Below are 14,962 nucleotides of genomic sequence, written 5' to 3'. Positions count from 1 at the left end.
GCTAAAAAGCCTTTGAAAATACTTGTAATTCAGTCGTGTTCTAAAGTGACAGAACAATATAAGAATATTGTGATGACATTTTGGAAATTAAAAAATGCACCAAGAAATAATAGAGAAAATAACTTTATGAAAAGTTGTTTTTATATATGATTAGAGTATATAAGTAATAAGAAAAGCTTAAAATTCATAGAGGTTATGGTGAAAAAGAGGTTTTAGATATTCAATTAAGAGGTGTCAATTTATGAAGTTTGGAAAAAAGATTGGACTATTTATGACAGAGGTATAGAAAAGAGTGGATGTTTACTAATTGCATAAATGGATTTTGTGTAGGAACTGCTATAGGAACAAACTGTAGAAAATATCAGGGATTATTATTAGTATGTATTAATATGGAAAGATTAACCTGTTGAGTTATTGTAAATATACAGATAAAATAGTTGATAGCTTTAAAAATCTTCAAGGATTTTATTATGATGGGCTACTTCATTTTAAATTTTTTGTAGATGGAGTAGTTATAAATAAAATTCAATTTATTCCAGAGCTAAATAAGGACATAAATATAAGATTTTTTACTTATGGTGAAAAATAATAGATAAAATTGTGGATAAAATTTATTATGATGTGGATAAAAGTATAGGTGATAAGTTTGTGGATAAATGTTATATTTCAGGAACTGTTGAAATAAATTTAAATCCTAAGGAAAGAAAAAAGATTTATTTACTAATAAATATAAAGCTATGGGGTTTTATGCTCAATCTTGGAGTGTTTGAGAAATACTTAGAGTTTATTAAGAAGATATTCTAGGAAATTATAAAAAAATTAAAAAAAGTCCACAAAGATATATTTACATAAATGTTTTGCTAGAGATTAATTTAATAATCTCTAGCTTTTTTAATTTTTGTGATTATTAAGTTTGTAATTTTACGATATAATTAAAGGAAGAACTTAGTATAAAGGAGAGATGGATGTGAGAACATCATTTAATATAGAAAATAAAATTAATATGATAACTGAAATGAGGGGAGATTCTGTATTTCAGGTTTTAGAATATGATAGTTTAAAGGGAGGAAATTCTTTAGAACTTGCAATTAAACTAAATCAAATGAAGGAAGCTAACATAAAGCTTAGACAAGTAAGAATTATATTAGAAGATAGCTCTATAAATATAGAAAAAGGAGCTTTAAGTTATATGAGAGGTCCAATATCTATGAAAAATAAGATTGGTGGTCCAATAGGTCTAGGTAAAAAACTCTTTTCTAGCAAAGTTACAGGAGAGAGTACATTTAAACCTAAATATGAAGGGACTGGTGATATATTTTTAGAACCTTCTTTTGGTCATTATGCCTTAATCGAATTAGAAGATGATGAAATAATAGTTGATGATGGATTATTTTATGCTTGCGAAAGTAGTGTGGAAATAACTGCCCACATGAATAAGTCTTTATCATCTATGGTTTTGGGCAATGAGGGAGTATTTCAAACTAAGCTTTCAGGACAGGGAATAGTAGTTTTAGAAATACCAGTACCTGAAGAAGAAGTATTTAAATGCAAAATAAATAATGATGTTTTAAAGGTTGATGGAAATTTTGCAATATTAAGAACTGGAGATATTGAGTTTACAGTTGAAAAATCATCAAAATCACTAGTGTCTACAGCTACTGGAGGAGAAGGACTTTTAAATGTATTTAGAGGGACAGGTGAAGTATGGCTGGTACCAACCAAAGCTGTCTATGAAAAGCTTAAGCAAGGATGGAACTCTTTAAAACCATTAACAGATCCAAATGGTAGTTCAAATACTAAGGTGTGATTTAATTAAATTAAACAATTCTCATACAAGTATTATTTTATTTATTGTGATAAAGGGATATAATTAACTTATTAAAGAAAAACATATAGTTAATTATTATAGATTTATATTAATATACCAGTAGTTGAAGGAGAAGGTTATATGAATGGAGTACAGTCTAAACTAAAAGGTAAGGATTTAGATTTTTTATTTGAAGCTATATTAAAATTAGAAGATATAAATGAATGTTACAATTTTTTTGAAGATATATGCACAATTTCAGAATTGAAAGCATTAGCACAAAGATTGCATGTTGCAAAAATGCTTAGGGAGAAAAAAACATATACTGAAATTGCAGAGGAAACTAAGGCTTCAACAGCTACTATAAGCAGAGTAAATAGATGTTTAAATTATGGAGCAGATGGTTACAATAATATATTAAATAGATTAGATGAAAAATAATTAGTAGAATAATTATTTGAAAAAGAGGCATACTACTATCATTAATACTTAAGGAGGGATATAGTATGCCAAATTTAAGCTGTGGTGTAGATAACTGTGCATATAATCAAAATGATATGTGTTCATTAAATTCAATAAAAGTAAATGGTTCATTTGCTAATCAATCAGAAGCTACTTGTTGTGGAAGCTTTGTTGAAAAAGGTGGATTCACTAACGCTGCCGTTGATGTTGGGATTGCAGAACAAGCAACTAGTGTTGAATGTGAAGCAGATAAATGCTGCTATAATAAAAACTGTAAATGCCATGCTGAAAGCATAGATATTTCAGGTAATTATGCACAACACCAAGACAATACAGAATGTTCAACTTTTAGACAAGAATAATAAAATATTAATTTTACTAATTTAGAAGGAAGACTATATGATTTAGTCTTCCTTTTAAATAAATTTATTTATTTTATTGTACAAGCTTATAATTCTACATATTATTTATATAGTTTTTAGTTATAAATATAACTAATGAAAATTCTAATTATTTATAAGAGGTGGAAAGTTTGAATATATTATTAGTTGATGATGAAGAAAAAATTATTGAAGTATTAGAAGCTTATTTGAAAAAAGAAGGTTTCAATGTTTTTTCTTGTAGTAATGGAGAAGAGGCTTTAAAAATATTTGATAACAATAAAATAGATTTGATTCTTTTAGATCTTATGCTTCCAGATTTAAGTGGAGAAGAGGTCTGCAAGGTTATTAGAGCAAAGAGTTGCATTCCAATAATAATGATAACAGCTAAGACTGAGGAAGAGGATTTATTAGAAGGATTCGATATTGGAGCTGATGATTATGTTACAAAACCTTTTAGTGTTAAACAGCTTATTGCTAGAATAAAAGCCATTATTAGAAGAAGTACGCCATGTCCTAATGAGGGAAATGATATTTTAGTCTTTGATAATGGAGAGTTAAAAATCAATGTAGATACAAGAGAAGTGTGGATTAGAGACGAATTAATAACTCTTACATCAACAGAGTTTAATATACTTCTTTGTTTGAGTAGATATCCAAAGAAAATATTTACTAGGGAAGAAATAATAGATCTAGTATTAGGAGATAAAAGTGACAGTTTTGATAGAGTTATAGATTCTCATATAAAAAATTTAAGAGGTAAAATAGAAGAAAACACTAGAAAACCTAAGTTCATAGTAACTGTATATGGGGTGGGATATAAATTTGAAGGGAAGAAAATATAAAAATTTAAATTTTAAAGTCATAGTTCCATCCATAGTTATTATAATAATTGTTACTTTACTTACTATGGTCATATCTAAGTTTTATTTTGATAAAAAATTTGGTGACTATATTATGATTAAAAATCAGAATATAGTACAAAATATTTTGATGGAGCTAAGTGAACAATATTCTGACAATGAGTGGAATTATAAGAATATAGAGAAAATAACTTATGATTCTTTAGATAAAGGAATTATAGTTGCTTTATATGATAAAGAAGACAAAGAAATAATGAATATAGAAAAAAATTCTAAGGATAAATGTAATAGAGTTATGAATTTTATAAAAAGTTCTATGGAAGGAAAATATGGCTCTACAACAAGTCAATTTGAACCTGTGTATTATCCTTTAATAAAGAATGGAGAAAAAATTGGAGAGGTTAGAGTTAAATTTTATGGGCCTATATTTTATATGCAGAATGAATTAGTTTTTTTAGATATAGTAAATAAGGTAATATTAGGTATTGGGGGATTACTTATTCTAGCATCTACAATTGTAGGTTTTATAATCTCAAGATCTATAACAAGACCAATAAATAAGCTAATGACAAAGGCAAAGTACATCTCTAAAGGAGATTATGACAGGAAAATTGAGATAGATACAGATATTTTAGAGATAAATGATTTGATAAATTCTATAAATAATCTTTCACAGAGTATAAAAGATCAAGAGAATATAAGAAAAAGACTTACTGGTGATATTTCTCATGAATTAAAGACTCCTTTGACCAATATACAATCCCATTTAGAGGCAATGATAGATGGAATATGGGAACCGACAGAACAAAGACTATTAAGTGTTAAAGAAGAAGCTGAAAGGTTAACAGCTTTAGTAAGTGATATGCAAAAATTAAATAAATATGATGAAGCTTCAATTAAATTAAAAAAAGATAATACAAACATAAGTGATATAATTTGCTTTGTAATATTTCAATTTTCTAATTTAGCAAAGAGTAAAAGTATAAAGATACAATATGAGAAGAATAATATTAATTTATATTGTGATAAGGATAAAATAACACAGGCTTTAATAAATATTCTTTCAAATGCTATTAGGTATTCAAATGAAGAAAGTACTATTTTTATAAAAGAGAAATTAAAAGACAACAAGGTTATAATATCTATAGAAGATCAAGGCATAGGTATTTCAGAAGATGATCTAAAATATGTATTTGAAAGATTTTATAGGGCAGATAAGTCAAGAACTAGAGCAACTGGAGGAACAGGTATAGGATTAACTATAGTTAAATCAATAGTATCTTCTCATGGAGGAGAGGTTAAATTGGAAAGTAAATTAGGTGAGGGAAGTAAGTTTATCATAATATTACCTAAGGAATCTTTATGATTATTTTTTGTAGTGAACTTTTACTTACTTAAAATACTATATTATCTAAATAATAAAAATACTTATAAAACATTTGATTTTAAGTTAATAGTTAAAGTGAAATGATTGAGCAAAAATATATACCCTTTAAGTAGATTTTAAAAAGGTACTTTTCTTAAATCTACTCAAAGGGTTTTAAATATTTATAAGTTAATAATTTAGGAAATAATATACAAAATATATTTTCCTATATTCTCATATATATTTTTATTTTAAATTGTTTAGTTCATTTCTTATTTCATTCATTTCATTTTGAACTTCTTTAACTTTAGCTTTATTGCTTTCAATTCTACCTTTGATATCTTCAACTATTTCTTGATATTTTTCAATAGTTTCTAAAGAGTTGTTTCCAGGTCTAACATTAAATAATCTATTAGTAAAGTCAGCAAGTCTTTCTTCATCTTGGTTAATATATTTTTTTAGCTTTTTAACGAACTCATCTTTATTTTTTAGTAAAGAATTTAAGAAATCTTTTTGTTTATTAGCTCTAGTAGCATTTATATTATCAAAATATTCTTGTCTAGCAGCATAGAAACCATCTCTTATTTCTTTAAACTCATTTATAAGTTTTTCATTTTCTTCTTTTCCACAGAATCCTATTTTAAAGAATTCATCACTTATTTCTTTAACTTTAGCAGAAGCTTCCTTCCAACTATCATTTTCATATAGTTTCTTTAAGTCTTCTATAAGAGCTTTTCTTTTTTCTATATTAACTTTGTTCTCAGCTTTTATGGTATCAAAAAATTCTTGTCTCTTAGCAAAGAAAGCATCTTTAGCTTCTTTATATCCTAGAGAAATTTCTTCATTTCCTTCTTTTCCAGAGAAACCTATGCTCTTGAATTCATCACAAAGAGCATTGAATTTTTCAGTAGCTTCTTTCCAATTTTCATTATTAACTAAAGATTTAAGCTCTGAGATAATTTCTCTTTTCCTATCAGCTTTATTTCCAAATTCTTCTCTTAAGCCTTCTATAGCAGCTTTTCTAGTTTCTTGTGCTGCACTTCTAGCTTTTTTAAATCTATTGAATAACTCAGTATTTATTTCTTTACCTGCAAAACCTAAAGCATAGAATTCTTCAGATAAAGATTTAGCTAACATGTCTCCAGCTTTTATATCATTTGTATATATTAAAGCTTCAAGTCTTTTTATAACGTCTTCTTTCTTTTCAGCATTTTCTTTGAAGCCTTCATTTGCTTTTTCAAAGAAATTTTTTCTAGCAGTATAGAATTCATTTTTAGCTTCTCTTAATTCATTTTTTAGAATATTCTCAGTTTCTTGGTCATAGTAATAAATATTGTTAAACTCTTCAAGAAGAGCATTGAATTCTTTATTAGCTTCTTTCCAATTTTGAGCACTTTTTGCTAAACTTCTTATTTTTTCAATTACTTCTTTTTTTCTCTTACAAGAGTTTTCTTCTTCAGCAGCTAAAGCTTTAGCAAAATCTTCAGTTTCTATAGGATTTTTATTTTGATCTATGTAATTAGATTCGTTAGTTGTCATGTAAATTATCCCCTTTCTTTTATATAACTCAATTAATATTTTAAGGCGTAACTAGATTTATGTCTATAATTAAAATGTTTTCATTAATATTTATGTATGATATATATAAACATAATATTTTTAAATGTTTAAATAGACATAAATTTATTACCTTTATAATTTCAAGTATATGCTAATATTGCTGATATATTATATTAATATAAATAAATCTAAGTAATAATTAGTGAAAAGAATGTTAATTAAAATAAGCTAAAAATAATATTTTAGTAATAAATATATTTTATTCATGTGGTAACATAAAAAATGATTATGAAACAGAGAAAAATTAAATTTTATTAACTAATATTTGACAAACAGCATTACATACAGTATTCTTTGAAAGTGTAAAAAGTATTAATTAAGTAGCAAAATTACAAGTATTTTAATTAAGTATAATATAAATTAATTAGAGGGGTGACATAAATTGTCAAGATTATTTGGAACAGATGGAGTTAGAGGAATAGCAAATACTGAATTAACAGCAGAATTAGCATATAACTTAGGTAGAGCTGGAGCTTATGTTTTAACAGAGGGAACGCATAAACCTAAGATATTAGTAGCAAAAGATACTAGAATATCAGGAGATATGCTAGAGTCTGCTTTAGTTGCAGGTATATTATCAGTTGGAGCAGAAGCAGTATGCTTAGGTGTAGTTCCAACACCAGCAGTAGCTCACTTAACAAGAGTATATGGAGCAGATGCTGGAGTTATGATATCAGCTTCACACAATCCGGTTGAATATAATGGAATAAAATTCTTTGATGATAAGGGATATAAATTATCAGATGATTTAGAAGATGAAATACAAAGAGTTATAGAAAGTGGTTTTGAAAATGTACCTTCACCAACAGGGGCTAATTTAGGAAGAGAAATAATAGAAAAAGCTGCTTTAGAAGATTATATAAGCTTTGCTAAAGATACAATAGGAGTATCTTTAGAAGGATTAAGAATAGCTTTAGACTGTGCAAATGGTGCATCTCATGAAGCTGCTATTAGAGCTTTTAGAGAATTAGGAGCAGAAATATTTGTAATAAATGATAATCCAGATGGAACTAATATAAATGAAAATTGTGGATCAACTCATCCAGAAGGATTAATGGAATATGTTATTAATAAAAAATGTCATATGGGATTTGCTTTTGACGGAGATGCTGATAGATGCTTAGCTGTTGATGAGCAAGGAAATTTAGTTGACGGAGATTTTATCTTAACAATATGTGCTAAATACTTAAAAGAATTAGGTAGATTAAAGGACGATACTTTAGTTGTAACTGTAATGAGTAATTTAGGACTAATGATAGCTTGTAAGAATGAAAAAATAAACACTGCAGTTACAAAAGTTGGAGATAGATATGTATTAGAAGAAATGTTAGCTAAAGGATATTCTTTAGGTGGAGAACAATCAGGTCATATCATATTCTTAGAGCATAATTCAACAGGAGATGGACTTGTTACTGCACTTCAAGTAGCTAGCATAGTTAAGAGAACTGGAAAATCTTTATTTGAATTAAAAAATATAATGAAGGTATTGCCACAAGTTTTAGTTAACGCAAAAGTACCTAATAATATGAAAAACATTCATGAAGAAGATGAAGAAATAATAGCTGAAATCAAAAAGATGGAAGTTGCTTTAGATGGTTGCGGAAGAGTATTAATAAGACCATCAGGCACAGAACCATTAGTAAGAGTTATGCTTGAGGGTGAAAATCAAGATGAAATAGATGAAATGGCTCATAACTTAGCAAGAATGATAGAAGCAAAATGTAATTAATATATTATATTTAAGATATAAAAAATTATATAAAACTGTAAAATTATAAAAGCTATAAATACATGATAAGTCTATATTCTCAAATCTTCATGTTATTTATAGCTTTTTTATAATTTAAAATATTCTTGTTTATGATTATTAAAAGTGGTATTAATATAAAAAATAATATATTAAATTTTGATGTATCAAAATTTAATATTAATTTTCTTCAATTGGCCCATATTTATCTGAATCAAGTCTTATTAAAGCAAGAGTAAGTTCTTCTGCGTGTTCTTTTTCCTCCTTAGCTATATCTTTTATCATTTTAACAAGAGATTTATCTTCTATTTTACTTATTAAATCATCATAGAGTAATACCGCCTCGTATTCTCCTTTAATATCATCTCTTAGTTTATTTAAAATACTATAAGCAGTTAATTTTTTATTTTCGTGATATGTTTTCTTTAAAGGTTTGTCTTTTATTTTGACATGATCTACTGCTTCTACATATACTTCAAATTCTTCTTTATCATATCTTCTAAGAGCTTCTAAAAATTGGCCGTAGTGTCTTTTTTCATCTTCCATTATATGATGTAGCAATTCTTTTACTTCCACTAAAGCAATTTCGTCTATATGTTTACTGTAGCCATTGATGGCAACTATTTCTGAGATTAAAGCTTCCCTCAAAAATCCTTTTATATCTAAAGCTTTTCCTTGAGGTTGCTTTTTTGTAGTATAGCTCATAAAAATCTCCTAAATTATTTTTATAGTATTTATAATATGATTTTCCTTATGAAAAGTAACTAATTAAAGTATGATATATAAGAAATTTAATTTTTTATAAGTAAGTAAAATATAATATTATCTACTATATATAAGTGAGTTCTTTTATGCTTAGAAATTTTAAATAATTAAAAATATTTAGATATAAATTATACTTTAAAGTTAAAAATGAAAGAAATAAATATAGAAATTTCTTTTGTAATATAGAATTTAAAAGTTTATTCAAAAATTAAATTCTATAGATGTCTATACAACTATACATTGATATATTAAATAAGAGAAATATAGATGTATAGACAGATAATTTAAAATATTTCTTGAAAATAGATAAAAATAACTAAAAATGAATAAAAATGAACTTTAAAAGGTTGAAATTTTAAAAAAAAGTGTTAGAATAAGTTTGTAGCTTTTTAGAAAGATGATGCATAGAATATATTAACTTTCAAAATAATGGATTAAAGCGCCAGAACTTAAAGTTTTATTGATAGACTAACAAGTGATTTAACTTTAGTAGAGTTTAAAGATTATTAATAAAATTAAGTTGACGAGGTTGGGGAGTATCGAATTTTCGGCGGATGCCCCACGGTAAAGCACTACCGTAAAAGATTGGTTAAAGCTTAAAAGTGATTTTAAGGACAAAGTCAATCAGGTGTTTGAGACCTTCTATGTATTAAGAAGTTATATAAAGCTTATTTTGAAATTTAGAATATAATTTTACAAAATGGAAGGAAGAAAAAATATGTGCGGAATAGTTGGATACGTAGGACAAAAAAAGGCAACAGATATATTAGTTGAAGGATTATCAAAATTAGAATATAGAGGATATGACTCAGCAGGAGTTGCAGTTTTAGAGGAAAATAAGATAAAGGCTGAAAAGCATAAAGGAAGATTAGCAAACTTAGAAGGAATATTAAATGAAAATCCAATAGAGGGTGGAATCGGAATAGGACATACTAGATGGGCTACACATGGAGAACCATCAGATGTTAACTCACATCCTCATTTAAATAATAAAGGAACAATAGCTGTAGTTCACAATGGAATCATTGAAAATTACAATGAACTAAGAAACTGGTTAATGGAAAAAGGATACGAATTTAAATCAGAAACAGATACAGAAGTTATTCCAAATTTAGTAGATTTCTACTACAAGGGAGATTTATTAGATGCTGTTATGGAAGCTACTAAACACATGGAAGGTTCATATGCTATTGGAGTTATATGCAATGATGAGCCAGAAAAATTAGTAGCTGTAAGAAAAGATAGTCCACTAATAGTTGGATTAGGAGAAAGAGAATATTTCATAGCTTCTGATATACCAGCTGTTTTAAATCATACAAGAGAAGTTTATCTTTTAGAAGATAAAGAGTTTGTAGTATTAACAAATGATGGAGTTACTCTTTTTGATGAAGAAAAAAATCCAGTGGAAAAAGAAGTTTATCATATAACATGGAATGTTGATGCTGCTGAAAAAGGTGGATATGAAGATTTCATGTTAAAAGAAATTAACGAGCAACCAAAAGCCATAAAAGATACAATGACATCAAGAATCATGGAAGGAAAAGAAGTAACTTTAGATGATATATCAATAACTAAAGAATATTTAGATAATGTTGATAGAGTATATATAGTTGCTTGTGGAACAGCTTACCATGCTGGAGTTATTGGAAAGTATGCTATAGAAAAGTTAGTTAGAATACCAGTAGAAGTTGATATAGCTTCAGAATTTAGATATAGAGATGCTATTATTACAGATAAAACTTTAATAATAGTATTAAGTCAATCAGGAGAAACTGCAGATACTTTAGCAGTTTTAAGAGATGGTCAAGCAAAGGGTGCAAGAGTGTTAGCTGTAACTAACGTAGTAGGAAGTTCAGTTTCAAGAGAAGCTAATGATGTATTATACACATGGGCTGGTCCAGAGATAGCTGTTGCATCAACAAAAGCATATGTAACTCAATTAATTGCTATGTACACATTAGCATTACACTTTGCTGAGTTAAAAGGAAGCAAATCCGTAGAAGAAATTGAGGAAATCAAAAAAGCAATGCTTGAATTACCAGAAAAAGTTGAAGAGATCCTTAAAAATACAGATTTAATAAAAGAGTTTGCAGTTAAAGCATCTACAGAAAAAGATTTATATTTCTTAGGAAGAGGTATGGATTATGGAGTTGCAATGGAAGGATCATTAAAACTTAAAGAGATTTCTTACATTCACTCAGAGGCTTATGCAGGTGGAGAACTTAAACATGGACCAATAGCTCTTATAGAAAAAGATATCCCAGTAATATCATTACTAACTCAAAGAGAGCTTATAGATAAAATGATAAGTAATGTTCAAGAAGTTGTTACAAGAGGAGCTAATGTTTTAGGTGTTTGCTTCAAAGGTGACATGGAAGAAAGTAAGAGAAAAATGTTTAAAGGATTAATAGAAATACCAGAAACATTAAGCTTATTATCACCAGTTTTAAGTGTTGTACCATTACAATTATTCTCATACTACGTAGCTAAAGCTAAAGGATTTGATGTTGATAAACCACGTAACTTAGCTAAATCAGTAACTGTTGAATAAAAAAAGGGGGATTTTGAATATGAATAATGAGAGTTTATTAAAATTATTAGCAGAGTATAAGGAAACTAAAAAGTGTCTTGAAACAGGATTAAACTGGTTAGAAGACAAAGACTATGCTAAAGGGAAGTTAGATATAGTAAATGTAATAATAAGAGATTTAGAAATGGCAATTGCTGCTGAAAGAATTTAATATAAAAATTAGCTTAAAAGTTTAATCTTATGTATATGTGTGGGGATTACTTTTATACTTCATTAGATGATAAAGAAGTTTCTCACTCAAAATACTTAGAAGAAGGAAAAGTAGAAAAAGTATTTTTACAATAGTAGCGAGAAAATAATTTAATAGCTTTGTGCATAGTGTATAAATATATACTATGCACTTATTTTTTTATAGAAAAATATAATTTATTATTATTATTATGAATTTAGGTAAAGAGAATATTAAGTGTATTTATATAGTACTTAAATACAATATATGGTAAAATTATTAAAAATCTATGAGGAGGAATTTCATATGGATAAGGGAGAGTTAAGAAATGAAATTAAGTTAAAAAGAGAACGTATGGATAAAAATACTAAGTTAATGGCTGATGAAAAAATAATAAAAACTCTTTTTGAAAGTGATATATATAAAAATAGTAAGGTTGTATTTATATATGTAAATATGGATTCTGAAGTAAATACATCTAAAATAATAAAAGAGTTATTAGATTCAGATAAAAAGTTGCAGTTCCTAAAGTTATTCCTGTTAGTTTAAGAGAAAGACAAATGAAGGCTTTTAAAATAGAGTCTTTACTTCAATTAAATGAAAGTGGTGCCTTTGGAATATTAGAACCAAGCATTGAGTGTGAAGATATAAGTAAGGAAGTTGATTTAATTATAGTACCTGGTTTAGCATTTGATTTAAAGGGAAATAGATTAGGGTATGGAGGAGGATTTTACGATAGATTTTTAAGAAAATATCCTAATAGTAAGAGAGTTGCTTTATGCTATGATTTTCAAGTCTTTGATGAGATTCCACATGAGTTTTTTGATGAGAAGGTTGACTTAATAATAAGTGAGGAAAAAATTATTGGTTTAAAAAAATCATAATAGTAAAATAATATTTTTAATAATTTTACTTTGTTGATAATAAATTTTAATTGTGTCAGAATTATATAAAATATAATTGTGAGGTGTAGTCAATTATGAAATTTGAAGATTTTAAATATGAAAGACCTAATGTTGAAAAAGATAAAGAAGATATTAGATCTCTTATAAAAGAGTTAGAAAAAGTTGAAAATTTTGATAGAGCTAAAGAAGTAATAGAAAAAATAAATAAGATAAGAAATAATACATCAACTATGATGGCTTTATCAGAAGTTAGACATACAATAAATACTGAAGATGAATTTTATAATGAAGAAAGTGATTTTTGGGATGAAAATTCTCCTCTTATTGAAGAGATTAACAATGAATTTTATAAAGCATTATTAAGTTCACCTTTCAAAAATGAAATAGGTTATTATTATGGTGAAACTATGATAAAGGGTGCGGAGTATTCTCAAAAAAGTTTTTCAAAAGAAGTAATAGAGGATATGCAACTTGAAAATAAATTAGGAAGTCAATATCAAAAACTTATTGCTTCAGCTAAAATTGAATTTGATGGAGAAGAAAGAACATTGGCTCAATTAGTTCCTTTTGTTACATCAGAAGATAGAGAAGTTAGAAAAAAAGCATCAGAGGCTAAATACAATTTCTTTGTTAAGCATGAAGATGAAATAGATGGTATTTTTGATAAACTTGTAAAAGTAAGAACAAAAATAGCTAAAAAACTTGGTTTTAATAACTTTGTTGAATTAGGCTATGTAAGAATGAAAAGGTATGACTATAATAATGAAATGGTTGAAAATTTCAGAAAACAAGTTGAAAAATATATAGTGCCTATAAATAATAAATTATATGAAAGACAGTCTAAGAGATTAGGACTTGAAACTTTAAAATATTATGATGAAAAATTTGAATTTCTAAGTGGTAATCCAACTCCTAAGGGAGATTCAAAGTGGATAGTTGAAAATGCAAAGGTGATGTATTCAGAGCTTTCAAAGGAAACTAAGGAATTCTTTGATTTTATGGTTGATAATGATTTAATGGACTTAGTAGCTAAGAAAGGGAAGGCAGCTGGAGGATATTGTACAAACTTCCCTAACTATAAAGCTCCATTTATATTTTCAAACTTTAATGGAACAGCTGGGGATGTAGATGTATTAACTCATGAGGCTGGACATGCATTCCAAAACTTTAGAAGTTCTTGGATAGAAATGCAAGAGTGTCAATGGCCAACTATGGAAAGCTGTGAAATACATTCAATGAGTATGGAATTCTTTACTTGGCCTTGGATGTATCTATTCTTTAAAGAGGATACAGACAAATATAAATTCTATCATCTAGGAGATGCAATTAAATTTATTCCTTATGGAGTAACAGTGGATGAATTCCAACACTTTGTATATGAAAATCCAGAAGCTACACCAAAGGAAAGAAAAGATGAGTGGAGAAGGATAGAGAAAAAATACCTTCCACATAAAAACTATGATGAATGTGATTTCTTAGAAAGAGGTGGTTGGTGGTTTCAACAAAATCATATATTCTTATCACCATTTTATTACATTGATTATACTTTAGCGCAAATATGTGCACTTCAATTCTGGAAAAAAGATAGAGAAAATCATGAAAAAGCATGGGAAGATTATTTAAATTTATGTAACATAGGTGGAACTAAAACATTCCTAGGCTTATTAAAATATGCTAATTTAAAATCACCATTTGAAAATGGATGTGTTGAAAGTGTAGTTGAAGTAGTTGATGAATACTTAGAAAGCATAGATGACAGTAAATTTTAGTTTTATAAATAAAAGGAACTTGGAAGTGTTCCTATGAAATTCATAGGAACACTTCCAAGTTTTTTTATAATTATATGTTGTATAATCAATAACTTGATGTAAAATTCATAAAATATTCACAAAATATATTTTTTCAAATATTAAAGTTATTTTCTCTTTTTTTGAAAATATTTTTCAAAAAATATACTATTAAAATCAAAATAAGTAATATTAATACTTATTTGTTTTGAATATTTAAAACTTCATTTAAACTTTCATAAAAGTTTAAATTTAAAAACATATTAATTATTATTAACATGATAATGGATATTTTAAATTTATTTATAATATGATATTATTTTTTTTAATGCTTTAATGACAATTTATATTTATTAATATTTAATATTAAAAAATATAAATATTAACTTTATTAATCTAAATTTATTATATAAGGAGGAGAAATGAAAAAGTTTTTTAATAAATTAAGTGTAATTACTTTAATTTTTTTTAGCTTTTCTTTAGTGAATGTTTTTGCTAATA

16 protein-coding genes are annotated in these 14,962 nt (G+C 26.7%); 14 read left to right on the top strand and 2 right to left on the bottom strand.

Translation table 11 applies throughout. The features are described 5' to 3' along the window. Window positions 1-296 precede the first annotated feature (296 nt). From Q1J60_RS12770 to Q1J60_RS12735, 8 genes are all read left to right on the top strand, one after another. A complete protein-coding gene (locus tag Q1J60_RS12770) occupies window positions 297-410 on the top strand; it encodes a glycogen debranching enzyme N-terminal domain-containing protein (protein ID WP_300262996.1) in 114 nt (37 codons plus the stop codon). Further along, window positions 407-589, top strand: a complete 183-nt coding sequence (locus Q1J60_RS12765) for a hypothetical protein (RefSeq protein ID WP_300262993.1) — start codon at window positions 407-409, stop codon at window positions 587-589. The genes Q1J60_RS12770 and Q1J60_RS12765 overlap by 4 nt, the downstream gene beginning before the upstream one ends. A gap of 59 nt (window positions 590-648) precedes the next feature. Next, entirely contained in the window at window positions 649-804 is a 156-nt protein-coding gene (locus tag Q1J60_RS12760; RefSeq protein WP_300262991.1) for a hypothetical protein, read from the top strand. A gap of 163 nt (window positions 805-967) precedes the next feature. Then, complete coding sequence (locus Q1J60_RS12755; RefSeq protein WP_300262988.1) at window positions 968-1,807, top strand: AIM24 family protein; 840 nt, start codon at window positions 968-970, stop codon at window positions 1,805-1,807. Window positions 1,808-1,948: 141 nt separating this feature from the next. Then, complete coding sequence (locus Q1J60_RS12750) at window positions 1,949-2,248, top strand: YerC/YecD family TrpR-related protein (RefSeq protein ID WP_003454163.1); 300 nt, start codon at window positions 1,949-1,951, stop codon at window positions 2,246-2,248. 65 nt (window positions 2,249-2,313) lie between these two features. Next, window positions 2,314-2,631 (top strand): DUF1540 domain-containing protein, encoded by a 318-nt coding sequence (locus tag Q1J60_RS12745; RefSeq protein WP_300262985.1) that lies wholly within the window; start codon window positions 2,314-2,316, stop codon window positions 2,629-2,631. A 170-nt stretch (window positions 2,632-2,801) separates the two neighbouring features. Further along, complete coding sequence (locus tag Q1J60_RS12740) at window positions 2,802-3,494, top strand: response regulator (protein WP_300262982.1); 693 nt, start codon at window positions 2,802-2,804, stop codon at window positions 3,492-3,494. Continuing rightward, complete coding sequence (locus Q1J60_RS12735; protein ID WP_300262980.1) at window positions 3,475-4,878, top strand: HAMP domain-containing sensor histidine kinase; 1,404 nt, start codon at window positions 3,475-3,477, stop codon at window positions 4,876-4,878. The genes Q1J60_RS12740 and Q1J60_RS12735 overlap by 20 nt, the downstream gene beginning before the upstream one ends. Before the next feature lie 246 nt (window positions 4,879-5,124). On the opposite strand, the gene Q1J60_RS12730 is transcribed toward Q1J60_RS12735, so the two are convergent. After that, on the bottom strand, window positions 5,125-6,417 hold the full coding sequence (locus tag Q1J60_RS12730; protein ID WP_300262978.1) for a DUF349 domain-containing protein: 1,293 nt from the start codon (window positions 6,415-6,417) through the stop codon (window positions 5,125-5,127). 463 nt (window positions 6,418-6,880) lie between these two features. Here Q1J60_RS12730 and glmM point away from each other — a divergent pair, with 463 nt between their 5' ends. After that, a complete protein-coding gene (glmM, locus tag Q1J60_RS12725; protein WP_300262975.1) occupies window positions 6,881-8,227 on the top strand; it encodes a phosphoglucosamine mutase in 1,347 nt (448 codons plus the stop codon). A gap of 198 nt (window positions 8,228-8,425) precedes the next feature. On the opposite strand, the gene Q1J60_RS12720 is transcribed toward glmM, so the two are convergent. Beyond that, complete coding sequence (locus Q1J60_RS12720; RefSeq protein WP_300262972.1) at window positions 8,426-8,950, bottom strand: ferritin family protein; 525 nt, start codon at window positions 8,948-8,950, stop codon at window positions 8,426-8,428. A 778-nt stretch (window positions 8,951-9,728) separates the two neighbouring features. Between Q1J60_RS12720 and glmS the strand changes: the two genes are divergently transcribed. From glmS to Q1J60_RS12695, 5 genes are all read left to right on the top strand, one after another. Next, window positions 9,729-11,561: a glutamine--fructose-6-phosphate transaminase (isomerizing) gene (gene glmS, locus Q1J60_RS12715; protein ID WP_300262969.1), complete on the top strand. Its 1,833-nt coding sequence runs from the start codon at window positions 9,729-9,731 to the stop codon at window positions 11,559-11,561. A 19-nt stretch (window positions 11,562-11,580) separates the two neighbouring features. Beyond that, window positions 11,581-11,751, top strand: coding sequence for a hypothetical protein (locus Q1J60_RS12710; RefSeq protein ID WP_300262966.1), 171 nt, complete (start codon window positions 11,581-11,583; stop codon window positions 11,749-11,751). A gap of 324 nt (window positions 11,752-12,075) precedes the next feature. After that, window positions 12,076-12,318 (top strand): 5-formyltetrahydrofolate cyclo-ligase, encoded by a 243-nt coding sequence (locus Q1J60_RS12705; protein ID WP_300262963.1) that lies wholly within the window; start codon window positions 12,076-12,078, stop codon window positions 12,316-12,318. A gap of 11 nt (window positions 12,319-12,329) precedes the next feature. After that, a complete protein-coding gene (locus tag Q1J60_RS12700; protein ID WP_300262960.1) occupies window positions 12,330-12,653 on the top strand; it encodes a 5-formyltetrahydrofolate cyclo-ligase in 324 nt (107 codons plus the stop codon). Between the two features lie 95 nt (window positions 12,654-12,748). Continuing rightward, window positions 12,749-14,443, top strand: a complete 1,695-nt coding sequence (locus Q1J60_RS12695) for a M3 family oligoendopeptidase (protein ID WP_300262957.1) — start codon at window positions 12,749-12,751, stop codon at window positions 14,441-14,443. The last annotated feature ends 519 nt before the right edge of the window (window positions 14,444-14,962 follow it).

It is taken from the genome of Clostridium sp. (assembly GCF_029258205.1).
Lineage (GTDB): Bacteria > Bacillota > Clostridia > Clostridiales > Clostridiaceae > Sarcina.
The sequence above is the reverse complement of the archived record's forward strand: the minus strand, read 5'-3'. Positions and strand labels throughout refer to the sequence as shown.